We start from the raw sequence: 24,854 nt of genomic DNA, 5'->3' as shown, positions 1-24,854 counted from the left end.
GAGATCTGCAAATAGATCAATCCGCTCTCAAGATCGTTTCGTTCGATAATCTGGCGATGTAGATCGAGAAGCTCGTCGTCCGATACCGGTGACGGGATACCGAGCGCTTCCAAGGACCGTTTCAGGCGAGCGGTGTGGCCTGAATAGTCTATGAGCTTACGGTTGATGACAGCCGTCACCTCATAGATCGCATCTGCGAACAGAAGACCTCTGTCGAAGACTGAGATCGTTGCCTCGGCCTCGGGTTTCCATTCGCCATTTACATATACGATGCGGGACATGCTCACTCCGGTCATTCTATCAGACGCCCATGCGACGTCGCTGGTCGCACAGAACCAGCAGCATACGATTCGGGCAAGGCCAAGGCTTGACGCCTATGGCGTGGATGCTGAAAAGATCGAAGCTTGAAGGAGAATCGCCATGACACCGCCGATTGCATTTGTCACCCGCATGCCCGGCGATGAAGAGAAGCAGTGGCTGAACGTCCTGCAGCAATCCATGCCGGCAGAGCATATTCTCTCCTTTCGGGATCTGACGCAGGAGGAAAGGCGACTGGCCGAAATCGCAATCGTTGCCAATCCCGATCCTTGTGACGTCGCCGCGCTTCCCGGCATATCCTGGATCCATAGCCTGTGGGCCGGTGTGGAGAGGCTGGTTGCTGAACTAGGCGCCGCTGCTCCGCCCATCGTGCGGCTCATCGATCCGGAATTGTCTCGCGTGATGGCGGAGGCGGTTCTGGCCTGGACCTATTATCTGCAACGGGAGATGCCCGCTTACAGAAAACAGCAAGTCGATTGCCGTTGGGAACCACGCAGCTACCGACATCCCGGCGAAATGACTGTTGGCCTATTGGGGTTGGGTGTGCTTGGCAAGGCGGCGGCGGGACGCCTGATGGATGCCGGGTTTCAGGTCCAGAGCTGGAGCGGTAGCGCGGCAACGCTTCCAGGTGCCGTGCATTTCACCGGAGAGGATGGCCTCAACACGGTTCTTTCGACAAGCGATATCATCGTATGCCTTCTGCCTCTTACTACCGAAACCCGGGGGTTGCTGAACAAACATCGCCTTGGATTGATGCCCAACGGTGCCTCCCTCATCAATTTCGCCCGTGGCGCGATTGTCGACGCGGATGACCTTATCGAGCTTCTAAATAGCAGGCATCTCGATCACGCGGTGCTTGATGTCTTCACACAGGAGCCCCTCGACGAGAATTCCCCGCTATGGCGGCATCCGGATATCACAGTCCTTCCGCATATCTCAGCGCCAACAAATGCAGTGACAGCAGCGAAAATAGTGGCACAGAACATCGAGACGTGGAGACGTACCGGCAAGCTGCCTGTCACCATAGACCGAAAACGCGGATATTGATCGTTCAGGCCATCGGCAGAACCGGGCAGATCCCACCCTCGGCTAATTGCCTAAATGCGGGCAACATTGCATCATCATCAACGGAATGCCTCTTGGCATTTTCGATCGCGTCAGGTGGGGCATGCTGGGTACACGCATTCATATAATTTCGCGGCTTCTGGCCTGCCTTGTCTGTCTTGTTGTCTGGCTTCAGACGGCCGAGAGCTCGGCTTCTGCTGAAGACAAGCCGCCGACGATTGTGGTCCTCACCGCAAATCAAACCGCCGCACAGATAGAGGCCGCCGTAAAAGCTGCCTCAGAGGGCGGCGCTCCCGTACTTATCCGATGGGCAGAAGAGACGTTGCCGCCAGCTGCGTCTAACAGCCGCGATCAATCCATGGCCGCCATGAACAACATGTGGATGATTGGCGACCTTCAGAAAGCACTGGCAAACGGCACAGAGGGGGCCATTGCTGGCATCAGCCGGCTGCCAGCTGTGTTCCAGACAAGCTGGCAGACAATTTCCGAAGAGCCGGGTGGCACCACATTCGCAGCCTGGATGTTGCTGGTTAGTGCAAGCTTGGGGCTTGCCAGCGCCTATGGTGCTCGCGTGGTTCTGAACCATGCCTATGGGCGTTTCATACCGAAACGCCGGTTCACCAATGCGGGTTTGCGCTTGCTACTTGATCTCGCGGCAGTGGCGGTTTTTCATGCCGCGTCCCACATCGCGGCTCGCCAGGGTCTGGACGCAGGCAGCTTTGGGCGTCAGGTCAACGGCGCCCTTCTCTCAATGCTGACAGGCGGGCTGGTGTATGCCTGCCTCGGTCGCTTTCTGTTTCAATCCAATGGCGCGAGCGGCGGCCCTTTGATCGATATCGCAAGGCCGCGCTGGCATTTCCGGATGCTGGTGCTCTATGGGCTTATGACCGCCTTCATCGGGAATAGCGTGCATCTGGCGGATATGAGAATGGTGGATGCTGCGGCGGCCGATAGCTGGCTGTTCCTGACAACCACAGTCCTGACCGTGATGAAGCTTTACTGGTTCATTGGCGGTCGCCGCGATATCGCTTCTGTGTTTGCCGGAAAAGATGCCGGTCCTTTTCGGCGGGCAGTCGGGAGTATTCTGGCCGATTCATACATCGTTTCGGCAATCGTCATATGGGCAACAGGCCTGCTGGTCGCGGGTTCGGCACAAAACCTGGTCTGGGCTCGCGCCGCCGGTATAACGCAGTTCCTGATGATCGTGGTGCCTGTTCTTGATCTGGCCGTCGTTTCCCTTCTTGGTCATATGGCACGGAAGCGGGAAGCTGCGACCGGCAAGGGCCTGCCATCCGTTGTCTTGTGGAGCCTTCGAACACCCTTGGCGGGGGCGATATGGCTGATAGGGCTTCATATGATCGTGCAGCTGTGGCAGCCATTGTTGATGGGTGCTTCTACACTGGTGACCACCTGGCTGATGTGGCTTGAGCGACTGAGCCTGGCATTGATCGTCAGCTGGTCGTTCTGCAGTTTCCTGCTCAAATATTTCGAAGCAATCGCGCCGAGCGCCACGGTCATCATGCCGGGAGAGGATGATGGCGATGCCCGCAAGGAAAAAAGCCGGATATCCACCATTCTGCCTGTCGTGCGAAATCTGGTCCTGGGTGGGGTCATCGCCATCGCGGCGCTTGTCGTCGTATCGGCTGCCGGAATAGATGTGGCACCACTTCTTGCCGGTTTTGGAGTGCTGGGTCTTGCCTTGTCTTTCGGATCCCAGACGCTGGTGAAGGATGTCGTTTCCGGCATTTTCTTTCTGGCCGAGGACGCCTTCCGGATCGGAGAGTATATCGATACCGGAAAGCTGATGGGAACGGTTGAGCAAATCTCGCTGCGGTCGGTTCGGCTCCGGCACCATAATGGTCCGATCCACACGGTTCCTTTTGGCCAGATTACCTCGATCACCAACTACAGCCGCGACTGGGGAACCATCAAATTCCAATTGCGGTTCGATCGGGACGCGGATCTGGAGTTAATCCGGAAGACGGCGAAGAAGGTCGGCCTTGCCATGCTGGATGATCCGGAATTCGGCGGCGATTTCCTGGTGCCTCTCAAGATGCAGGGCATTCAGGATGTGACGGAAAATTCCATGGTGATCCGCTTCAAGTTTACCGCGCGCCCTGGCAATCCCAGCATCATCAAGCGCGAGGGCATGAAGCGCCTTCTGGCCGCGTTCAAAGCAGCCGGATTGCCGCTGGCATCAAACGCTGTTGTCGTGCGCGGCGGCAGCGAACGCCCGGGAGATGCCGCTGCGGCCTCGCTCATGCCGCTGACGTCACAAGCAAGTACGTGACAGATTTCTGATATCTCAGCTATTCATCCGCGCTAAAATTCCTATGATCGGCCTCGTAATCCAAAACAGACCGGTGCCCTATGCTGAATGATGATGTCTACGCCCATATTGCGGATCTCGAAAAGACCCACGAGGAGATGACAGCGATAAGGCAACATCTTCATGCGCATCCCGAACTCTCCCATGAAGAAGAGGAAACTGCGCGGTTCGTCGCCGACAAGCTGCGCTCCTGGGGCTATGAGGTAACAACCGGCATCGGTGGACACGGCGTTGTCGGACGTCTACGGGAAGGCAGCGGAACGAAGAGCCTGGCTCTGCGCGCAGATATGGATGCACTTCCCATTCAGGAAGAAACGGGGCTTCCCTATGCAAGCAAAACGGTGGGCAAGGCCCATTCCTGTGGCCATGATGGCCATACAACAGTATTGCTCGCTGCGGCGGAGTATCTGGCAAGGACCAGGAGGTTCAGCGGTACGCTCAATCTCATCTTTCAACCGGCGGAGGAAGCAAGCGGCAATAGCGGCGCCCAGCGGATGATCGCGGACGGGCTGTTTCAACGCTTTCCTGCAGACGCGGTCTTTGGGCTTCACAATCACCCGGGACTGGCTGAAGGCCACTTCATGATCCGGCCGGGCCCGATGATGGCGGCGTCCGATACGGCCACCATCACTATCCTTGGCAAAGGGGGGCATGCCTCCCGGCCACACCTTGCGATAGATCCGATTGTCGCGGCATGCTCGCTCGTCGTCAGCCTGCAGACGGTGGTATCGCGCAGCATCGACCCCACCCAAACCGCAGTCGTGACCGTGGGCGCCATCCACGGCGGTGATGCCGCAAATGTCATACCGGAAACCGCCATGATCAGGCTCAGCATCCGGTCGTTCGATGCCGGTATCCGCAATTTGCTGGAGGAACGCATCCGCACCCTCGCCTTCTCCGTCGCCGAAGGGCACGGCGCGGAAGCGATCGTTGATTATGTGCGCGGCACCCCTGTTGTATCCAACAGTGAGGCAGAGGCCGAATTCATCAAAACGATTGCGTCAGAGCTCGTCGGGCCGGAGAAGGTTGGCGTCTGTCCGCTCATCCCCGGCAGCGAAGATTTTGCCTATATGCTGGAGAAATTGCCGGGTGCCTTCATCCGCCTTGGCAATGGTATCGAGTCGGCTGGCCTGCATAATCCGAAATACAATTTCTCCGATGCCAACATTCCGGTTGGAGCGGCACTCTGGTCACGCCTTGCGGAACGATTCCTGATCGATTCCTGAAAGCTAGATCAGGCGGGGAACCAACCGGCTTTCTTCGAGTTGCCCAAGCGGGCCGTCGAAGCATCACGCCAATGCAGTCGTTCAATCTGCAATGACACAGAGCTGCTTTCGGCCTGGACCGCAGGCAGAAGGAGATGCGCTGGTGGCTGATCAGGATACCGTGAAATATGATGGACCGGCTGGCGGTTGGGGCTCGCTGAGAGGTATCACCCGCATTTTCGGCAAGGAATGGCCGACCCCTGGCGTTCTCGATACGCTCGCCCACCAGAACAAGCCTGGCGGTTTCATGTGCACGTCCTGCGCCTGGACGAAGCCTGCCAATCACAATGCATTCGAGTTCTGCGAGAATGGTGCGAAGGCGACCCTGTGGGAGCTTACGACGCGCAGATGCACGCCCGATTTCTTTGCAAAACATACGGTTTCCGAACTGCGGGACTGGACGGATCACGATCTCGAACAAACGGGGCGTCTTACCCATCCGCTGCGCTATGATCGCGAGCTGGACACTTATGTCGCTTGCTCCTGGGATGAAGCCTTTTCCGCCATCGGTCGCGAGCTAAAGTCTCTCGATCCGAAATCCGCGGTTTTCTATGCCTCTGGTCGAGCCAGCCTCGAAACATCTTATCTCTACGCATTGTTCGCGCGACTCTACGGAAACAATAATCTGCCCGACAGTTCCAACATGTGTCATGAGACGACGTCCGTCGCCCTGAAGAAAGTCATCGGCGCTCCAGTCGGCACATCGGTCTACGAGGACTTCTCCACCTGTGACGCCATCTTCTTCTTCGGCCAGAACACAGGCTCCAACAGCCCGCGTTTCCTGCATCCTCTTCAGGACGCGGTGAAGCGGGGCTGCCGGATCGTCACGTTCAACCCGGTTCGCGAACGCGGGCTGGAAGCAATGATCAATCCGCAAAGCCCGACCGAGATGCTGACCGGCCAGGAAACGCAAATCTCCAGCTACTATCTTCAGGTCAAGGCTGGAGGCGATATTGCGGCCCTCATGGGACTTTGCAAACATGTTCTGGCCAAGGATGACGAGGCACGATCAAGCGGACGCAGCGTTCTGGATCGTGATTTCATAGATCAGCATACGCATGATTTCGAAGCGTTTGAACAGCTCGTGCGCTCAACACCATGGGAGCAGATCGAGCACGAATCCGGTCTTACGCGTGATGCCCTGGAACAGGCGGGGCAGGTCTATGTCGAAGCGGAACGCGTCATCGGCATCTATGGCATGGGGCTCACCCAGCAGGTTCACGGGTTTGATAACATCGGCATGTTCGTCAATCTGCTCCTGATGAAAGGCAATATTGGTCGTGATGGCACAGGCATCTCACCTGTGCGCGGCCATTCCAACGTGCAAGGCCAGCGCACCGTCGGGATATCGGAGAAGCCGGAGCTTGTACCACTCGACAGGCTGGAGGAGATGTTCGGCTTCACAGCACCGCGCGAAAAAGGACTGACCACGGTAGACGCATGCCAGGGAATTCTGGACGGCACCGTCAAAGCATTCATTGGTCTTGGCGGGAATTTCGTTCGGGCCATTCCCGAGCAGGGCGCCATGGAAGAGGCCTGGCCCCGCATGCGGCTAACAGTCCAGATCGCAACCAAACTCAATCGCAGCCATCTTTTCAACGGCGATATCGCCTATCTCCTGCCCTGTCTTGGGCGCTCCGAGGAAGACCTGCAGGAGGCGGGCCCGCAAATCGTGACGATCGAGGATACTTTCAGCTGCATCCACGGATCGATTGCCAAGCGCAAGCCCGCGAGCGAACACCTGAAGTCCGAGCTAGCTATCGTAGCGGGTATCGCCAAGGAGACCCTTGCCCCCAACCCGAAAGTGCGGTGGGATGAATGGACAGGCGACTACTCGAAGGTCCGCGACCTGATCGAGGCCACCTACCCTGACCAGTTCCACGATTTTAACGCCCGAGTGTTTACCCCGGGTGGCTTCTATCGCGGCAATAGCGCTCGGGAGCGGATCTGGAAAACGGAAAGCGGCAAGGCGGAGTTCACCCTTCCCAAGCAACTCTCGGCGGCCGGGTTCGCAGACTCTGCTGGACGCTACCGCCTCATCACGCTGCGCAGCAACGATCAGTTCAACACGACCGTCTATGGATACAGCGATCGCCTGCGCGGGATCGAAGGTACGCGTTCAGTTCTATTGATGAGCCCGTCGGAGATCCGAAAGGCTGGACTTCGCGAAGGCCAGGTTGTCGGCCTCTCCTCAGATGCCGACGACGGACGCAAGCGCTACGTGGGCGGCCTGACGGTGACACCATTCGACCTGCCGAATGGCTGTATCGCCGGCTATTACCCGGAGCTCAACCCGCTGATTCCCCTTTCGCATCACGATCAACATTCGAAAACCCCGGCATCAAAAGCCGTTCCGGTCCAGATCGTAACGTAAACCGGTTGAACCTATCACCAAGTCAGATGCAGCGCTTCAAGCCCATGAAAATGGTAGACGTCCTTCACCTGGGGCGTCTGCGCCAGCTTTAGGTTCGGCAAGCGCCGGAACAGAAGAGGCAGGACAATGTTCAGCTCGAGGCGTGCCAAGGGCGCGCCAATGCAGAAATGGATGCCCGCCCCGAAGGAAAGATTTGCTCCATCGTTGCGGTCAGGCTTGAAGATGAGCGGGTCCGGGAACTTTGCCGGATCCAGATTGGCGGCAGCCAGGATGAGGCTCACCTTGTCGCCGCGCTTGAGCGATACGCCTTCGACTTCAACCTCCTCCAACGCCCAGCGCTGGAAAATATGAACGGGAGCGCAGAGCCTGAGCGTTTCCTCGACCACGCGTTCCGTCGAAGCCGAGTCCCGAAACAGGTCGCTCACCGGAAGCCCGCTTTCCAGAATGATCCGAACTGAATTGCCGATTTGATGAACCGTCGCCTCATGGCCGGCATTGAGAAGCACGATCGTGGTGGAGATCAGTTCCTCCTCCGTGAGAAACTGACCCTTGTGCTCCGTGTGGATCATGTGGCTCAGCAGATCGTCTTTCGGGACGCTGCGGCGCTCTGCGATGACCGAGCGCACATAATCTGCGAACTCCCTGGCAGAGCGATCAGCCGCCTCTTCATCTGCGCGGCTTCGCTTGAACATATACATGCCGACATAATCATGGCTCCAGCGCAGAAGCTGCGGCCCCATCTCCTCCTGGATTCCGATCATCCGCGCAATCATTGTAACGGGGATGATGTCGGCGAAGGCTGACAAGAGTTCTACTCGTCCGGCGCTCTCGAACCTGTCGATCAGATCGTTCGCAAGTTGCTCGATTTCGCCGCTCATCTTCTCGACATGGCGCGACACAAAGGCGCGATTGACCAGCGTCCGCAGTCGCGTGTGTTCCGGTGGCTCGATCTCCAGAAGCGAATGTCTTTCGGCCAGATCGAAATTGCGGGTATGCTCTGGCGGCTCCGCCAACCCAAGCTCTTCCCGGCTGGCAATGTGAAGGATCTGTCGACCAAATCTTCGATCCCTCAGCAGGGCATTGACGTGGTCGTATCCAGTGAAAAACCATTGCCCTTGTTGCTCCCAGAAGAAGGTGGGGCACTGGGCATGCAGCTGTGCATAGGTCAGGTTCGGATTGCTGTAGAATCCGGGATGGCGAGCATCCAGCCAAACCCGGCGGGTGGATGCATCGATGCGCAGGAATTCGTTCATGTCGGTCATTCCTGAGGACTACATCATCAATGCAGAAAGCGAAATCAATTCGCGATGCCACGAAACAGCCATCCGCAGAAAAATAGAAGTTTTGGGATTCGGCCGGCCTGCCAAACGATTTTGTGATGCCATGTCATCGGTGGAACGGCAGCAACTCCAGCACTCTCCTGATCCAGCCTTGTCAGAAAACGTATCAGACCCAGGAGGTGAACAGCCATGCAGACTGACCGCTTGTCAACGATACCCTATCCCGCGCCCATGCGAGCCCTGCACTGGATCGTCGCACTCGGCGTCCTGGCAACCTGGCCGCTGGGGATGATGATCAAATTCACGGCGGAGCCCTTCAAGCTCACTTTCTACATGCTGCATGAATCAATCGGCTTCCTCGTGCTGTGGGTCATGCTGGTTCGTATCGGCATACGATTGACGAGTGAGACGCCTGTTTCCAGCGGCGGAGGTCCACTTGCTGCTCTTGCCAGACTGGTTCACGCGCTACTGTATCTGATGCTGGTGGTCATGCCGGTTAGTGGCTTTCTCGCAACGAACGCCCATGGCTTCCCCCTCTCCTGGTTCGGCCTTTTCACCGTATGGAGTCCGATCGGCAAACTTCCAACACTGGCCCCGACATTTTCTACCATCCACACCTGGAGCGCATGGATCCTTCTTGCCCTTTTTGCGTTACATATCGCTGGCGTGCTGTTTCACCATCTCATCAAGAGAGACGGAACGCTGCATAAAATGCTGTAAGCGGGAGGTTTGCTTATGCGTCGCGTTGAAATGACGGACCAGATCTGGGGCCATTTGCTTCAGGCGCGTAACAGTTCAGCCAGCCGTCTTTCAATTGAACGAAGCGCTGCCGCAATGCTCTATGGGCCTTTGGCAGAAGCACGCGGCCCGTTCGTCCTGGCGCAAGTGGGACAGTCTCTCGATGGACGCGTGGCAACGCCTTTCGGCGATGCCCGCGACATATCCGGCCCTGATGGTCTTGCCCATCTGCATCGGTGCCGTGCGCTGATGGATGCGGTTCTTGTCGGTGTTGGCACAGTAAAGGCCGACAATCCCAGATTATCCGTTCGCGAGGTCAGAGGACCGGATCCCGTCCGAGTCGTCATCGATTGTCGTGCCGAACTGACGGGCTCTGAACGAATTTTGCTGGATGATGGGGCCCCGGTCATCGTCATCCAATCTGCCGAGGCGCCGCGTCGCGCTCTGCGCGCCGACGTCATAAGATTGCCCCTGAAAGAACGAGGCCTCTGTCCGCATGACATCCTGAACGTGTTGCAAGACCGCGGATTGAACAAGATATTAGTTGAGGGTGGAGCGCGGACGATCGCCCGTTTTCTCGAGCAGGATCTCATCGATCACCTGCACGTCTCCATAGCCCCGCTGATCATCGGGTCAGGACCATCGGGAATCTCGCTCAATCCCATCAAGTTCCTGTCCGAAGCGCAGCGGCCGCAGGCCAGCGTCTACAGCCTCGGAAGCGACATCCTGTTCGACTGCCGCCTCCGGGCCGAAGCTGCTTCCTCAAGCGCGCGGCAAGGCAAGGATGTCCAGATGGCCAACCCGACAGCTCGAGCGCTCGCGGACCCTGTCTAATCTGAACTCCAACCATTCCTCGACTTCGGCAGGCGAAAGCCTGCCGATCTCAAGAACCGGTCGCATCATTCCTTTCAGCATTTCCTGCTGGAGCGTCGCTTCTTCTTCTCCCAGGATCCAGGGGCTTTCGGCGACGAAAATCCGGTAATCAAGGCTTTCAAACACTCCCTGCAGATGTGCCACGGCTTGAGGGCCCAATGCAGAACCCAGACCCTTGTCCATGCGTTGATGCTGGTTGAAATCACGGACGACATCGCGATCGAGTGGATGAGGGTTGCTCCACTCTACTTTGCCATCATAGTTCAGCGCGGCGTAGAAGGCACAACGGCGCTTTGCGACAAGAGCTGCGATCTCCTCGCAAAACCTCGCCGATGCGAGATCAAAGAATGCGGAGGCTGAGAGTACAGAAGCACCTTCCAACGGCAGATTTTCAAGGTGGTTGAGATCAACCTGGTGATACTCAAGACCATCGTCGCCAAGTTGGAGTCTCGCCTCGCGGAGAAGCGCCGGATCGTAGTCAACCAGCCTCCAGTCCACCTGCAAAGCGGAAGGAAACATCGGCCCCAAGGCGCGTACGCTCGAACCGGTTCCACAGCCGATATCAACGATCACCGGTCTTGCATTCTGGCGCAGCCAACCCACGATGTGTTCGACCAGACCCGGGTCGCGCGCCGCGAGATCTGCAGGCTCCCGCAGCGCGAGCCAGCTTTTATCAAAACCACTCATGCAAAATCCTTCAGTCTGTCGGAGAGGACGGATGCCGACTGCGCCCAGGTCGGAAGCTGCTTGCCGGCGGCGTAAGCCGCTTTCGCCATTTCATCGGCGAGGTCATTATCCTGCAACACTTCCCGTAATGCAGTTCCAAAGGCCGCTGGATCGTCCGGTGGAACCAGCCGACCAGCACCGGCAGGTACCACATCCGGAACTGCCCCTGCCCGACAGGCGATAACCGGGAGACCGTGGGCCAGCGCTTCTGCGAACACCATGCCGTATCCTTCGTAGCGGCTTGCGAGCGCGAAGAGATCAGCAGACGCGAATACCTCGCCCACATCATCAATTTCTCCCGCAAGAACAACACGGTCCTCCAGATCAAGCTCCTTCACCAGAGCCCGAAGGGTTCTCGTCGTAGAAGGCTCGAGCTTCTCACTGCCGACTATCGTCGCGCGCCAGGGCACCTCACGCACCGTATCCAGCGCCCGCAGCAACACGTCATGGCCTTTTCGTGGCGTCAGCGAACCGACCGAGACAATGTGCGGCACATTTGAGCCGCGCTGCGCAGGTTGAACCGGCTCGGTCCCTGGCAGAACAACCGTAATGTGAGACGAGGTCAGCCCGTAGGAGCTTTCCAGCGTCTTTGCAGTCGCTGGCGAGGTTACGAAGACATGTCTGGTGCAGGTTAGAGCGAGCCGTTCGCTGACCTCCAGCCTGACGCGGTCTGCAGGATCGAGACCGGTCTCAAGCGCCAGCGGATGATGTACGAGCGCCAGAATCCGCAACCGTTCCCGTTCGCGCTCGGCCACCTCGTGCAGGACGCCATAGGCCAGACCATCCACGAGCAGCACAGTTTCATCCGGAAGTGCGGCAATCAACGATTCCGCATTCCGAAGATCCCTTTCGCGCGGATAGGGGAACCCTGGGCCAAGCGGCATCATGTTGACCGTCCAACCGGCTGATCTCAATTCGCTGACGATATGGCGGTCGTAGGCGTAACCGCCGGTTTTCGTCATGAGATCGCCTGGATAGGCAAAGACGAGCGACGGGCTCAAAGCTCGGCCTCATACCATCCGCGCGCCATATGGCTTTCGTGCAGAAGAACACGCAATTTGCAGATACGATCGCTTCCGGAACCGAGTTCGCCAGCCTTTACGGCTTTGGCGAGCTCATCGAAAATATGCTTGGCGATCACTTCCGTTGTCGAAACGCGACCCTTGAAAACCTCAACCTCATCAAGGTTCTGGTAGTTTAAAGGCTTGAGTACCTTGGAAAGAACCTGCGTCGCCAGGCCGATATCAACAGCCAGACCATCGGCATCAACATCGCGTGTGAAGAAGGCGGCATCGACAACGAAAGTCGCACCGTGCATTCCCTGAGCGGGGCCAAATACCGGTCTCGGCAGGCTGTGAGCAATCATGATGTGATCGCGAACTTCTACGGCAAACATGCAAATTTCCTTTTGATCAGTAGCGAATACGGTGACACAGCGTGGAGGGATCGGTCAGGATACGGCCGTAATCTTGGGGTAGATCATCGAAAGCGGTCTCCCCGGAGATCAGCACATCAAGTCTGTCGTGACACAACAGTTCCAGCGCCTTGTGAAGCCGGCGCGCATAGGTCCAGCGCGGTCTCTGTAAAGGTGAGACGTGTCCGACCTGTGAGCTGATGAGACGAAGCCTGCGTGAATGAAAGGCGCCTCCGAGCGGCAATGTCACGGATCGCTCACCATACCAGCTGGCTTCCACTATTCTGGCTTCAAGACCTGCATGATCCACACACTGGGCAAGTGCCTGCCCAGAACCGGACGCGTTGATCAGTATGTCGAATTCACCTTTCAACTGGTCGGGATGGCAAAAGGCAGCGCCCATGCGCTCCGCCGGTTCAGACCGCGATGCATCCGGATCCACCAGCGTGCATTCCACACCTGGCACCTGCGATGCGAGATAGCCGACCGCCAGACCGACGACGCCGCAACCAAAAACCGCGACCCTGTTACCGATCCCGATCTGCGCATCCCAACAGATATTAAGCGCTGTCTCCATGTTGGCGGCAAGAACTGCACGGTCTGCCGGCAATCCGGCCGGGACGACGACAAGATCCTCGGCTCTGACAAGGTAGTGGCTCTGGTGTGGAAAGAGACAGAAAACGGTAGTCCCCTTCTCAAGCCCCTCACCCTCCTCAACCTGTCCGACCGAGCTGTATCCGTATTTGACCGGGAACGGGAAGGTGCCTGACATATGTGGAGCACGCATCCTGTCATATTCCGTTTCGGGTACCTTACCAGTGAAGACGGTGGTTTCAGTTCCGCGGCTGATGCCTGAAAAGAGAGTTCGGACAAGCACTTGGCCGCTTGATCTGGGTGTCAAAACCTCTGACCGCAACACCGGATGTCCGGCTGCCTCACACCAGAGGGACTTGGCATCGACCATTGCTACACCATCTGTTCAAGTTAAGGCGTCGCTGACGGCGCGAGGCGGGAGTTTCCTCGGGTCAGCCGCTGCTAATTAGAGCTTCTTTCGGAATTTCCACCCCTGAACCATCAACTTTTATTTATGCACCTTCGACCGATCCAAAGAATGGGTTGGTTGCGTAACTAGCTGAAAATTCAATGGAGATGATCATGACCGAGCACAGCCCATTTGCTCTCGAGTTCAAAGACCCTTCCCGTGAAGTAGAGCGTGCCGTAGCGGAGTTGCGGTTCGGTCGGCCGATCATACTCGAAGATAGATCTCGCGCTCTCGCCGTACTGGCTCTCGATGCCGTTTCGCCGGCCCTGTACGATCAATTTGCGAGCGTTGTTGGCCAAAAGCACGAACTGTTTCTCACCCGCAATCGTGCCGAAAAACTTGGTATCACTCGCGCAAGCGATATCGTCGCCCCGCTTCGCAATGTAAGCTTCCATCAGGCGTCGGAGCTTGCTTACACTCCCGGGACCAAGCATTTGTCCGCCTGGCGAAAGGCAAATGAACTGGAGAGCGCGAGCGCGGAGCTCGCCAGCACGGCGCTGCTGCTTCCAGCCATGGTATGCGCAGAAGTAGAAAGAGACGATAAACGCTTCTCTTCGTGCTGCACCCTGGATCATGCACAACTGTCCGCGTCTTCCAACGTCCGGCAGTCTTTCCAGATCGTCGCTCGCACACCGGTCCCGCTGGAAACATTTGGCTACGCGGATTTCGTCGTTTTCCGCGGCGGTTTGGCGCAGAAGGATCAGGTGGCGATCGTCGTCGGCAAGCCTGATGTGTCAAAGCCGGTGCCGATCCGTATCCACTCGTCCTGCATCACCGGCGATTTGTGCGGCTCGCTGAAATGCGATTGCGGTGATCAACTCCGGAACGGTCTCGATCTGCTGGCCAAGGCTGGTGGCGGCGTTCTGCTGTATCTTGATCAGGAGGGGCGCGGCACGGGCATTGGCGCCAAGATGCGGGCCTATGGCTTCCAGCACCGCGGCATGGACACAATCGATGCGGACGCCCAGTTGGGTTTCGGCGCCGATCATCGTCGTTATGAGGCTGCTGTCGCCATGCTGAAGCTGCTCAATATCGATGAGGTGATCGTCTACACCAATAATCCAACGAAAATCGCTGCGCTATCGGATGCGGGCATTCTCGTTCACGCACGCAGTGCCGTCACAGGCCGCGTTACCTCGGAAAACGAGTTTTACCTCCGCACGAAAACCGCGCGCGCTGGCCATATGCTGGATGTCGACGCCTTGATCGCGGCTGAGTAAGGATTGACGTGCCGTCATGACAATTCTTGATTCAGACAGACGCAGCTCGAGTAGTCTGCTCCCAACCTTGCAGTCCTTCAACGCTAGTCGAAGGCTGCTGAGGGATGCCTTGAAATCGATGGCGGTGATCTTTGTCTTATCGTTGGTGGGTAGCGTCACCCTCGCCTACCATTATTCGCTGGAGCCAGTTGTTCCTTTGGCTGCGGCAGGATTGCTTGCTGTCATGTTCGGGCTGTCACTCTGCTTTTTGCCGCAGCATCGTCACACAAGGTTTGGTTATGCAAATCTGGTCACCGCCGTGCGTGCTGCCGCGACGAGCCTCGTAGCGGCGACAATACTTCTTTCGGACGCATTTGCGGACTCGGACGGATCAGCCTTGGTCTGGGCGGTCTTCATCATTACCGTGGTCGCACTCACTCTTGACGGGTTCGATGGATACCTCGCCAGACGCTTCAACCACGTGTCGGAGTTTGGCGCCAAGTTCGACATGGAAGTCGATGCATTCCTGATTTTGATGCTGTCCTGTGCCGCCTTCGTTCTGGGCAAGGCTGGGGCATGGGTGCTGCTCATCGGTGCCATGCGATACATGTTCATTCTTGGGCAGTTCGCCTTGCCTGCCCTCAATCAGCCTCTCAAGCCCTCGTTTCGACGCAAGCTGGTCTGTGTGGTCCAGGTGCTGGCTCTCGGTATCGTACTCGTGCCGGTGGTCGAAGCGCCGATATCAGCATGGATTTCAGCCATTGCTTTGATCGCTCTGGTCTATTCATTCGCCGTCGATATCGTCGCACTCGTCCGAGGGTCGTCCAAACCCGTCGTGGCTCGCGGATGACACGCGAAGGGCGTTCATCTGTCCTTGGATGTAAACAACAGCATTAGACTTGGTGCTGCGCCGAGCATGGCCACGGCTCCATAAAGCAGGCTTGCTGCAATGCCCTGATCCGGAGTGTAGCCGACCATTGGCCAGAGAGCTGCAGCCGCAGCCTCTCTCGTTCCCCAGCCGCCGAAGCCACTCGGCAACACCATCGTCAACAGGCAGAGAGGGACAACCATCAGTGCCGCACCGATTGTCAGAGCCCCCCCGGTTGCGTCAGCACACAGCATGAAAAGCGCAATATAGGATGCAACGATCAGAACACTCGTCGTCAGTTGGTAACCCGCCGCTCCCACGCTGCAGAAAGCTGCGCTGAGATCATTTGCAAGCCCTGTAAACCTGGTGCGGATGACTGGAAGAACCGCCAAGCACAAGGCTGCCAACAGGACACCGACCAAGGCCAACACAGCCCATTTATTGGTCCCATAGATCCGATCTGGCCAAAGCAGCAGGCCTACCAAAACGAACATCAGAAGGGCGATCTGGCCAGACAGTCGCTCGAGAATGACGGACGTAGCAGATCGCGCCAGGCCCGACCCATCCTGCGCCCGTCCCCGATAAGCGCGGATTGCATCCCCTGCGACCCCGCCTGGCAGCAACTGGTTGAGACCTGTCGACAGATAGTACTCGCGAACGGCCTGCCACTTCCCGATGGGCTGTCCGATGCTCAAGGCAGTATACCGCCAGCGGAATGCGGACATGCAGATCTGGAACTGGACCAACAACAAGCCTGCGGAGAGATGGACCAGGGAAACGGATGAGAGAGATTTTAAAACGATGCTCCAGTCGGTCTGCCAGACCACCCACGCAGCAAGGACCAAGGCAAGAGCGGTACCGAAGATGCGCACCAGTTTCAAAATCGGGCTCCTTTCCTCGAGCAGGGTGATCGCCATCCACGATCGGGGCGTAGTTCAAGATACGGAACGTTGATTGTGATGGACCGGCGCGGATGACGACGGCGGGAATGATTGGCATGTTTGTAAGCACGACGCGATTTCTTTTGTTCTGCGTTCTTCTATCCGCATTCATCAACATGCCGGAACATCCCGACGCATTCGATCTCCAGACATTCCTGTCCATCCCGCTTGAGATACCGATCATAGCTCTGGGTCTCATCATCGTGCCCGGCAAGTGGCGGGGAAAACTTGCGGCTGTGGTCACTGTACTGGCAAGCTTGCTGGTTCTGCTCAAGCTCGCAGACATCGGCACGCAATCGGCGTTTCAGCGACCGTTCAACCCGTACCTCGATATCAAAATGATTGGAGACGGCTGGAATGTGCTTTCCAGGAGCATTGGTACCTGGGTCGGCGCATTTGCCATTCTGTCCGGCTCCTTCAGCCTTTTCATCATAATTGGCCTGTTTTATTGGTCATGCAACTTTCCGGGAGGCTGGTCATCCAAACGCAGGCTTTACGGCTGTGTGGCGGTATCAACCGCATTGATCGGGCTTTCGGGTCTGATGCTAAGAAGCGAAGATGAGCGGCATGCGTTGACGGTCGAAGCCAAAGCCACGCCCTATCTGATACAGCGGCTCGATCTGATCTCGCATGCAATTGCCGACATGCACCGCTTTGAGGTGGAGCTCGCACAATCCGACCCTTTCAAAGGAAAGACCGAGCTCATGGGACGGGTCAAGGGACAGGACGTTTTCCTGATATTCGTCGAGTCTTACGGACGCAGTGCTGTTGAAGACACACGTTTCTCGCCGCGTATCGCTGCACGATTTGAGGATATGCAGAAAAGCCTCGAACAGTCCGGGTTTCAGATTGCCAGTCGCTGGGTCACATCGCCGACTGTGGCGGGCCTCAGTTGGCTTGCCCATGGCACACTGTTGTCTGGACTCTGGATCGACAGTCAGGCGCGCTACGATCGACTGGTCATGAGCGACAGAAGCAGTCTCAACCGCTTGTTTAAGAATGCAGGCTGGGAGACGGCGGCGGCCATGCCTGCAATCACTCTGGATTGGCCGGAAAGCGCCTATTTTGGTTATGATCGGGTCTATGCGGCGAAAGATCTTAGTTATCAGGGCCAGCCCTTCAACTGGATCACAATGCCAGACCAATATACGCTCTCGGCAATTCAAAAACTCATTCGAGATCCGCAACCACGTCGCAATGTCATGATCGAGACTGCCCTCATCTCAAGTCATGCGCCCTGGACGCCAGTCGCTCACATGATCGACTGGCAGGCGGTCGGTGATGGGAAAACCTTCAATGACCAGGCGGCGTCCGGCGAGTCGCCGGCTTTCGTCTGGGCAGACCCCGACCGCATCCGGGACCATTACATCCGAACGATAGACTATTCGCTGGAGGCGGTGGCAAGCTATATCCGTACCTTTGGTGATGATGCGATTTTCATTGTTATCGGTGATCATCAGCCGGCATCAGTCGTGACCGGGCCTGACGCAACGCGCGATGTCCCAATTCACATCATTGCAAAGCGCACGGATGTTGTAGCCGAATTCCTTCGGCAAGGCTTCAATTCAGGCTTGAGGCCGGTACAGACCGAGAGTCTGAGAATGGATCAACTGCGCAACCTTATCGTAGAGCTCTTTTCCGAACCAAATTCCTGACGCTCGGAACACGAGCGAGCGACAGGGCGAACGGGTCTGGTATCATCGACTTCAAGTATTCCACTGGTGCCACACCGGGGCATTATCATAAATCGACAATATGATACGTGATCATTTACAAGAAAATCATCTGTATTAAATCCCGTGAAAGTCGATTTTTTTGTCTATTATTCGAATCTTTGCGCGAATCTGATTTATATCCTTCTCAGACAAAAGTATTTATTATGACGTCAGTCCGCTTATCTAAATCTAAAATTATCACATTCTGATTAATATATTTTTATTAACCATCCGGGTGGTTTGTTTCACAGTTTCACCTTCGTCAATGATTTGGAAAGAACCGCGCAACCATCATCAGGGCTGCAAGATTTAGACAACCTACTTATAATTGCACTGTGATTGGAACCCTGATGCTGTCGATATTCGCAGGCCAAAAGGCCCTGAAGACGCGTTTGAATTGGCGTCGATCCATCATCGGCAAAGTTACCTCATTCCTGCTATTTGCTGTCGCGCTTGCCTACATTTCTGGCGCCGCGACGGGTTGGATCATGATCGAGCGAAGTCAGCGAGATGAATGGCGACAGCAGGCGAGCACCAATATCCAGATCGTCAGCAGTGCAATTCGAAGCGTCTATACCTTCGTTGCCGTGGACATGACACCGTCGAGCCAGATTGTACGGATCATCACCGACCGCATGATAGGCGACGATGCGTCGGTGCTGGATACCGGCTATGTGGCCGTGGATGTTCTCGCGCTCGCGTCCGTGCAGACAAAGCAGAAGGTGTGGCTCCTCCAATACGATGCTTCGACGAAAAGCCTGGTTTCCATTACTGACAGTGACGGCGGGCCTGCCGGCTTGACGCTATCCGTTCAGGACAATGGCGGACCGTCAGAAGAATACACGGAGTTTTTCACCGGCTTTGGCAAGATTGGCACTGAAGAGCACTACATCGGCTATCTGCCTATCCGCTCCTCCGAGGGCAAGATGCTGGGTGGCGTCGCCGCATCGGTCGGGACGACGGAATCGCTCATGGCTACCCGCGGCATCTTTTACCGCAATTCACTTTTATCGTTCGCTGTCATCATGCTTGCCACCGGCGGCGCGATTGCCTTGCTCCTCCGCAGCCTTTTCAAACCCGTACCAGTTCTGATCGAGGCGCTCAAACGGATTGCTCGCGATGAAACGGGGAACATCACGCCGTACCAGCGACGACAGGATGAAATCGGGCAACTTGCCACAACGATCGAGACCTTGCGGGAGGCAGTGGTCGAGCGTGAACATTTGAGACAGATGCGGGAAGCAGCCAGAGAACTGGAGCATCTTGCCCATCATGACGCTCTCACGGGACTGCCAAACCGGGCGTTTCTCCAGAAAGCACTGAATAGTTTACTTGAAGAGGTCGAAGTCGGAAACAAGATCATCAACGTGATGTTGCTGGATCTTGATCGCTTCAAACCCGTGAATGACACCTATGGGCACGCTGTTGGTGACCAGGTGTTGATATCGACCTGCAAACGCGTTTCCACATTGCTGGGGCCAGACGATGTTTTCGCCCGCCTCGGTGGCGATGAGTTCGCGCTCATCCAGGTGGTAGCCTTGAACGCCGAAAAGGAGGCAAAGCGGCTGGCTGCCCGAATTCTGGAGGCAATTTCCAGACCCTTTCAGATCAACGAACTTTCATTGTCTATCGGTGCCAGTATCGGAATTGCCAGGGCACCATTACACGGCCGAAACTCCAATCAAATTTTGAGCAATGCGGATGTCGCGCTTTACACATCGAAGGGTGCAGGCCGCGGTTGCTTCCATATATTCGAACCAGGGATGACCATGGAAACATCACACCGCTCCACTATCGAGCTGGAGCTCATGACTGCCCTGAACGAGGACCAATTCGAGGTACATTATCAGCCGATCGTCGCCATCGGCGAGGGTAGAATTTCGGGCTATGAGGCGCTGGTGAGATGGAACCATCCCAAACGCGGCTTCATTACGCCCGACAAATTTATCCCTGCCGCTGAAGAAACCGGTTTTATCGTTGAGCTCGACCGCTGGGTCCTGAAGCAGGCCTGCCGCCAGATGGCAGGCAAGGATGATCGGACAACAGTCTCTGTCAATATCTCTGCCATCGGCCTGCTGAGACAGGATCTACCGGATTTCATTCGTGCCACACTCAATGAAACCGGCCTCTCGGCTGACCGTCTGGAGATAGAAATCACCGAAACCAACAAGGTCGAAGGCAAGGAGGCGATCACCATCCTGACGGCCATTCGGGCGATGGGTGTCGGCATAGCACTTGATGATTTTGGAACCGGGTTCGCATCCTTGTCCTATCTGATTGATCTGCCGGTCACGCGTATCAAGCTGGATCGCCGCTTCATTTCAGGTGTCGCGGAAAGTACCCGGTGTCTCAATATCGTGCTGTCGACTGTTTCCCTGGCCCGGGGACTGGACATCAGCGTGACCGCCGAAGGTGTCGAATACAAGGAACAGCTGGATCTGCTGCGTGCAGCCGGTTGCGGATCGGTCCAGGGTTATCTGCTGGGCAGACCGCAAGCCAGCTTCACGGAACAGTATCTGGGATCGAGCGCCGCCTGAAACAAAAGGGAACGATCTTCATGCCGGGACACGACGAAATTGCAGCGACAGTGCCAACGATCAGGGCGTTCTCAATTTTGAGTCGATCCGTCCAAACACTTTTATGGCCTGCGATGCTGGCGCTGACTGTAGGAAGCGCTGGCGCATCGGCAGAAGAGAGTTCGGACACTCTGACGAAGATCAAAAACACCGGAACGGTCACTATCGGGCACCGTGTGTCGGAACCACCCTTCTCCTATCTCGTGGCTGGCGTAGCGACCGGGTATGCCGTCGAAATCTGTCAGCGGATCGTAAAAGATATCGCTGCGACGCTCGGTAAATCCGATCTTCGTATAGAATATGTTTCGGTAACATCGGCCACCCGCTTCGTCATGGTCAAATCTCGCCGGATCGACATGGAATGCGCGGCAACCACCAATAATGCCGAGCGGCGAAAAATGGTGGCCTTTTCCTATCCGCATTTCGTGACGGCAACGCGCTTTGTCTCCTTGAAGAGCTCGAACATCCGATCGATTTCGGATCTTGCAGGCAGAAGCGTCGCCGCAACGACCGGAACCGTCAACCTGGATCAACTGAACGCGATCAACCGGCAGCGGATGCTGAATATTTCGGTCCTGTTGAACCGCGAAAATTCGGACTCCTTCAATCTGGTCACCAACGGCAAGGCGTCTGCCTTCGTCATGGACGATATTCTCCTCGCCGGCCAGATCGCGGCTTCGTCGAAGCCGGACGATTATGTAATCTCAGAGGAAACTTTCAGCCCGCCGGAGCCTTACGGAATTTTGCTGCCCTTGGGCGACGATGCTTTCAAGGCGGTCGTGAACGCGAGTCTCGAGAAACTGTTCACCAGCAAGGATATCCAAGAGCTTTATACAAAGTGGTTCGAGCGGCCAATTCCACCGCTGGGACAGAATATGAAACTGCCGATGTCACCCGAATTGAAGGCAGTGTTTTCAAAACCAAAAGAATATTTGGAGTGATTTGATGTTGAAGATCCTTTTTCAACGGCTTTTAGCCGCCATTCTGTTGCTGCTTCCGTCAACTCTCGCATTGGCTGAGACTGATTTGAGCTTTAACGGATCAACCATAGAGCGGCTGAAGGAGACCAGGGTCTTACGTGTCGGTTATGGATCGGCCCAACCATTTTCCTTTAAGACCAGTTCAGGAGAAGTCGTCGGCTATTCGATAGATCTCTGCAGGGCCATGGCCAGAAAAATGCAGGCTATGCTGGATCTGCCGGAATTGTCCGTTGAACTGGTTCAGCGCACACCTGCAAATCGCATCCAGCTTTTGAATGATGGGGGGATAGATATCGAATGCAATGCAAGTACTAACGTAGCGGATCGCCGTAAGGCAGTGTTTTTCACGCCGCCCCATTTCATCGCCCAGACGAAGGTCGTCTCCCTCGCGCGCAACAACATCAACAGGATAGACGATCTGAGAGGGAAAAGTGTTGCCGTCGTTCTTGGAACCGTGAACGTAAGCCAAATCCTGCAGCTGTCTCGCGAGAGAAAGCTCGGACTTGTCTCGGTTCCCGTCAATGAAGTGCGCGAAGCCTTCGAGCTTGTGAAATCCGGACGGGTCTCGGCATTTGCAATGGACGACGTGTTGATCCGCAATCTTATAGCCCAGACAGGAAATCCGGATGATTATGTGGTGAGCTCGGAGGCAATATCCGAACCACAACCCTACGGTTTCATGACCCGAATCAACGATCCGCAATTTGCGGAGCTCGCAGCGACAGCCCTTCGCAGTATTTATCGTAGCCCGCAGATGCAGGAGATGTATGACCGTTGGTTCATGCAGCCGTTCGAGGGTTCTCCTCAGGGCCTAAACCTGCCGATAAGCGATGAACTTAAGGCGTCCTTCGCGACACAGTGATCCGGTCGGCGCAGAGCCAGTCCGCGCCGATACTTTCTCAATCGAGACTAGCCTTCAGGCCGCTTCGAGCTTGGCTTCCAGCGGGATTTCTACATCGATCTCCAGGATGGAGAACCGCTCGTCGCGATCCATCTTGACGTGAACGCGTTCGCTGTCGAGTTCGACATGCTTGGCGATGACAGCCAGAATTTCCTCGCGCAGGACGGCGACGAGATCATTTCCGGTTGCGACACGCTCATGCGCCAGCAGGACCTGCAGTCTCTCGCGCGCCAAAGGCGCGGATCTCTGCTTGTTGAAAAGCCGGAAAATATTCATGCAGCCCTCCGCGAGAAGATCTTGCCGAACAGACCACGCTTTTCTTCCGGCATGGTGACAGGAATGTCTTCACCGGCCAGACGGCGGGCCGCTTCGAAATAGGCCTGGGCAGGAGCGGACTTCGCATCAGCGATCGTTACCGGAGCGCCGATGTTGGAAGCCTTCAACACATCCATGCTTTCCGGAATGATGCCGAGCAGCGGGATGGAGAGAATTTCCAGCACGTCCTCGACTTTCAGCATGTCGCCGCGTGCGGCGCGGTTCTGGTCGAAACGAGTCAGAAGAAGATGCTTCTCCATACGCTCGCCCCGCTCCGCCTTGACCGTCTTGGAGTCCAGGAGACCAATGATACGGTCGGAATCGCGCACCGACGAGACTTCGGGATTGGTGACGACCACGGCCACATCCGCATGGCGCATGGCAAGTGTCGCACCGCGCTCGATCCCCGCCGGGCTGTCGCAGATGACCCAATCGAAGTAGCGCTTGAGTTCGTTGATGACCCACTCGACGCCTTCCGGCGTCAGATTGTCCTTGTCGCGCGTCTGGGAGGCAGGCAGCAGGAACAGGTTTTCAATCCGCTTGTCGCGAATGAGCGCCTGTGTCAGCTTCGCATCGCCCTGAATGACGTTGACGAGATCGTAGACGACCCGGCGCTCGGCACCCATGACCAGATCCAGGTTGCGCAGGCCTACATCGAAGTCCACGACGACGACCTTCTCATTGCGCTGGGCAAGTGCAGCACCCAAAGCAGCTGTGGAGGTTGTCTTGCCGACCCCGCCCTTGCCTGACGTAACGACGATTACCTTCCCCATCTTTCTCTCCTGTTCGTGAGCTTGGTGCAGCTCAATTGACTTTTCCGGCAACGATTGCATCTCCTTCGAGCCAGACCTGCACGGGTTGTCCAAGCAGGTCCGTAGGCAGATCCTCGGCCATCTTGTAAATTCCATCGATCGCGATCAGTTCGGCTTCGAGTTTGCGGCAGAATATGCGCGCCTGCGAATTACCGACGGACCCGGCCATGGCTCGTCCACGAAGAGTGCCGTAAACATGCACCGATCCGCCCGCGATGACCTCGGCGCCGGAGGCAACGGAGCCGACGATCGTGACGTCCCCTTCGGTAAAGATGATAGATTGTCCGGACCTTACGGGCTCGTTGATGACCAAAGATTGCAAGGCGGAGCGCGGCGCCTGCAAAACAGTTGCCTGCGGCTCTGGTTGGGTATCGCCGGAATCCGGAACTGCGGGCTGAACAGCCACCGCAACCGGCTCAACGGAGGCGACATCCACATCACCGGCCGGACGTCCACCCTTCAACACCGGCGGCATGCCGGGCGCAATCATCGAATGGCGCGCGCCTTCAATGCCCATGATGCTGACATTGCGCTGTGCCAGATGCGCGAGAAACTCTGCGAGTTGCTGCCGATCGATCTGCAGTTCCGTGACATCGAGGACGACCGGACGACCCAGGAAAAAGCCTGCAGAACGCGCTGCCAGATCATCCAGCCTCTCCAACCACTGATCGAGGGGCAGGTCAGGTGTCAGAACGACAGCGAGAAACGAGCGTCCCTTGATCCTGATCGAGCGTGAATCTGTTTGCACTTTGGTCATCTTCGTTAACAAATGGTTGATTTCTGATAGCGGCTATATGGTTAACAAAGAGTTAACGATGGAAGTGCCGGTCTCCCGGTCCGTATCGCGAACGGATAGGGCCTACGGAGATCGGTGATTGAATTCGCTCACCTTTTTAGCCAGACGAAGCTTATGCCAAACTTGCGCCGACCGCCGATCACTGTGCCAATCTGGCAAACAGCCGGTCACTAATTGTTAAGATGTTGCAGCGGGAAAAATGCCCAACCCTGACGGGAACCCCATTCCAAAACGAAAAAGCCTGCCGCGGGAGGAGGTGCGGCAGGCTTTCCGAAAAGAACCGAACAACAGCATGGGAGGAGGAGTTGCTGTCGTTCCTGCAGGCCA

Annotated in this window: 23 protein-coding genes (1 of these 23 running past the window's edge); 13 read left to right on the top strand and 10 right to left on the bottom strand. The window is 56.5% G+C overall.

The window, feature by feature from the left end; all coding sequences use genetic code 11:
• Window positions 1-281, bottom strand: the 5' end (the start) of a protein-coding gene (locus G6N80_RS06285) for a D-amino-acid transaminase (RefSeq protein ID WP_165132233.1). 574 nt of this gene lie to the left of the window's left edge; only the first 281 of its 855 coding nucleotides appear in the window; the start codon lies at window positions 279-281; its stop codon lies off the left edge, out of view.
• Between G6N80_RS06285 and G6N80_RS23475 the strand changes: the two genes are divergently transcribed.
• The 5 genes from G6N80_RS23475 (at window position 280) to G6N80_RS06265 (ending at window position 7,351) form a co-directional block, all read left to right on the top strand.
• A complete protein-coding gene (locus G6N80_RS23475) occupies window positions 280-408 on the top strand; it encodes a hypothetical protein (RefSeq protein ID WP_280139225.1) in 129 nt (42 codons plus the stop codon). The genes G6N80_RS06285 and G6N80_RS23475 overlap by 2 nt on opposite strands.
• A gap of 12 nt (window positions 409-420) precedes the next feature.
• Window positions 421-1,365 (top strand): 2-hydroxyacid dehydrogenase, encoded by a 945-nt coding sequence (locus tag G6N80_RS06280; protein ID WP_165132230.1) that lies wholly within the window; start codon window positions 421-423, stop codon window positions 1,363-1,365.
• 121 nt (window positions 1,366-1,486) lie between these two features.
• Entirely contained in the window at window positions 1,487-3,673 is a 2,187-nt protein-coding gene (locus G6N80_RS06275; RefSeq protein ID WP_165132227.1) for a mechanosensitive ion channel family protein, read from the top strand.
• Window positions 3,674-3,753: 80 nt separating this feature from the next.
• The gene (locus tag G6N80_RS06270) at window positions 3,754-4,938 is read left to right on the top strand and encodes a M20 aminoacylase family protein (RefSeq protein ID WP_165132224.1); all 1,185 of its coding nucleotides are present in this window, start codon (window positions 3,754-3,756) and stop codon (window positions 4,936-4,938) included.
• A gap of 91 nt (window positions 4,939-5,029) precedes the next feature.
• Window positions 5,030-7,351, top strand: coding sequence for an FdhF/YdeP family oxidoreductase (locus G6N80_RS06265; RefSeq protein ID WP_165132221.1), 2,322 nt, complete (start codon window positions 5,030-5,032; stop codon window positions 7,349-7,351).
• Window positions 7,352-7,365: 14 nt separating this feature from the next.
• Here G6N80_RS06265 and G6N80_RS06260 read toward each other — a convergent pair whose 3' ends face one another.
• Window positions 7,366-8,613 (bottom strand): cytochrome P450, encoded by a 1,248-nt coding sequence (locus G6N80_RS06260; RefSeq protein ID WP_165132218.1) that lies wholly within the window; start codon window positions 8,611-8,613, stop codon window positions 7,366-7,368.
• Window positions 8,614-8,820: 207 nt separating this feature from the next.
• Here G6N80_RS06260 and G6N80_RS06255 point away from each other — a divergent pair, with 207 nt between their 5' ends.
• Window positions 8,821-9,351, top strand: a complete 531-nt coding sequence (locus G6N80_RS06255; protein WP_165132215.1) for a cytochrome b — start codon at window positions 8,821-8,823, stop codon at window positions 9,349-9,351.
• Window positions 9,352-9,366: 15 nt separating this feature from the next.
• The gene (locus tag G6N80_RS06250; RefSeq protein ID WP_062556947.1) at window positions 9,367-10,203 is read left to right on the top strand and encodes a RibD family protein; all 837 of its coding nucleotides are present in this window, start codon (window positions 9,367-9,369) and stop codon (window positions 10,201-10,203) included.
• Here the strand turns inward: G6N80_RS06250 and G6N80_RS06245 are convergent.
• From G6N80_RS06245 to G6N80_RS06230, 4 genes are read right to left on the bottom strand one after another with little or no spacing between them, the layout of a single operon-like run.
• Window positions 10,132-10,929 carry a class I SAM-dependent methyltransferase gene (locus G6N80_RS06245; protein ID WP_165132212.1) on the bottom strand — a complete coding sequence of 266 codons (798 nt, stop codon included), beginning with the start codon at window positions 10,927-10,929 and terminating at the stop codon, window positions 10,132-10,134. The two genes, G6N80_RS06250 and G6N80_RS06245, sit on opposite strands and share 72 nt — an antisense overlap.
• Window positions 10,926-11,969: a glycosyltransferase gene (locus G6N80_RS06240; protein ID WP_165132209.1), complete on the bottom strand. Its 1,044-nt coding sequence runs from the start codon at window positions 11,967-11,969 to the stop codon at window positions 10,926-10,928. Before G6N80_RS06240 ends, G6N80_RS06245 begins: the two co-directional genes overlap by 4 nt.
• Window positions 11,966-12,364 (bottom strand): 6-pyruvoyl trahydropterin synthase family protein, encoded by a 399-nt coding sequence (locus G6N80_RS06235; protein ID WP_062556950.1) that lies wholly within the window; start codon window positions 12,362-12,364, stop codon window positions 11,966-11,968. Before G6N80_RS06235 ends, G6N80_RS06240 begins: the two co-directional genes overlap by 4 nt.
• A 16-nt stretch (window positions 12,365-12,380) precedes the next feature.
• A complete protein-coding gene (locus G6N80_RS06230) occupies window positions 12,381-13,154 on the bottom strand; it encodes a zinc-dependent alcohol dehydrogenase (RefSeq protein WP_246251374.1) in 774 nt (257 codons plus the stop codon).
• 383 nt (window positions 13,155-13,537) lie between these two features.
• On the opposite strand from G6N80_RS06230, the gene ribA reads away from it, so the two are divergent.
• Both ribA and G6N80_RS06220 read left to right on the top strand, forming a co-directional pair.
• Entirely contained in the window at window positions 13,538-14,644 is a 1,107-nt protein-coding gene (ribA, locus tag G6N80_RS06225; RefSeq protein WP_165132203.1) for a GTP cyclohydrolase II RibA, read from the top strand.
• A gap of 118 nt (window positions 14,645-14,762) precedes the next feature.
• The gene (locus G6N80_RS06220) at window positions 14,763-15,473 is read left to right on the top strand and encodes a CDP-alcohol phosphatidyltransferase family protein (protein ID WP_246251373.1); all 711 of its coding nucleotides are present in this window, start codon (window positions 14,763-14,765) and stop codon (window positions 15,471-15,473) included.
• A gap of 14 nt (window positions 15,474-15,487) precedes the next feature.
• On the opposite strand, the gene G6N80_RS06215 is transcribed toward G6N80_RS06220, so the two are convergent.
• A complete protein-coding gene (locus G6N80_RS06215; RefSeq protein WP_246251407.1) occupies window positions 15,488-16,363 on the bottom strand; it encodes a lysylphosphatidylglycerol synthase transmembrane domain-containing protein in 876 nt (291 codons plus the stop codon).
• Window positions 16,364-16,488: 125 nt separating this feature from the next.
• On the opposite strand from G6N80_RS06215, the gene G6N80_RS06210 reads away from it, so the two are divergent.
• From G6N80_RS06210 to G6N80_RS06195, 4 genes are all read left to right on the top strand, one after another.
• Window positions 16,489-18,087 (top strand): sulfatase-like hydrolase/transferase, encoded by a 1,599-nt coding sequence (locus G6N80_RS06210; protein ID WP_246251372.1) that lies wholly within the window; start codon window positions 16,489-16,491, stop codon window positions 18,085-18,087.
• Between the two features lie 410 nt (window positions 18,088-18,497).
• Window positions 18,498-20,684: an EAL domain-containing protein gene (locus G6N80_RS06205; protein ID WP_062556954.1), complete on the top strand. Its 2,187-nt coding sequence runs from the start codon at window positions 18,498-18,500 to the stop codon at window positions 20,682-20,684.
• A 113-nt stretch (window positions 20,685-20,797) separates the two neighbouring features.
• Window positions 20,798-21,664 carry an amino acid ABC transporter substrate-binding protein gene (locus tag G6N80_RS06200; RefSeq protein WP_165132194.1) on the top strand — a complete coding sequence of 289 codons (867 nt, stop codon included), beginning with the start codon at window positions 20,798-20,800 and terminating at the stop codon, window positions 21,662-21,664.
• A 4-nt stretch (window positions 21,665-21,668) separates the two neighbouring features.
• Window positions 21,669-22,565 carry an amino acid ABC transporter substrate-binding protein gene (locus G6N80_RS06195; protein ID WP_165132191.1) on the top strand — a complete coding sequence of 299 codons (897 nt, stop codon included), beginning with the start codon at window positions 21,669-21,671 and terminating at the stop codon, window positions 22,563-22,565.
• A gap of 54 nt (window positions 22,566-22,619) precedes the next feature.
• On the opposite strand, the gene minE is transcribed toward G6N80_RS06195, so the two are convergent.
• From minE to minC, 3 genes are read right to left on the bottom strand one after another with little or no spacing between them, the layout of a single operon-like run.
• Complete coding sequence (minE, locus tag G6N80_RS06190; protein ID WP_062556957.1) at window positions 22,620-22,880, bottom strand: cell division topological specificity factor MinE; 261 nt, start codon at window positions 22,878-22,880, stop codon at window positions 22,620-22,622.
• Window positions 22,877-23,692: a septum site-determining protein MinD gene (gene minD, locus G6N80_RS06185; RefSeq protein ID WP_062556958.1), complete on the bottom strand. Its 816-nt coding sequence runs from the start codon at window positions 23,690-23,692 to the stop codon at window positions 22,877-22,879. The genes minE and minD overlap by 4 nt, the downstream gene beginning before the upstream one ends.
• 31 nt (window positions 23,693-23,723) lie before the next feature.
• Entirely contained in the window at window positions 23,724-24,488 is a 765-nt protein-coding gene (gene minC, locus G6N80_RS06180) for a septum site-determining protein MinC (RefSeq protein ID WP_165132188.1), read from the bottom strand.
• Window positions 24,489-24,854: the final 366 nt, after the last annotated feature.

This window comes from Rhizobium rhizoryzae (genome assembly GCF_011046895.1).
Taxonomy (GTDB): Bacteria; Pseudomonadota; Alphaproteobacteria; order Rhizobiales; family Rhizobiaceae; genus Neorhizobium; species Neorhizobium rhizoryzae.
The sequence above is the reverse complement of the archived record's forward strand: the minus strand, read 5'-3'. Positions and strand labels throughout refer to the sequence as shown.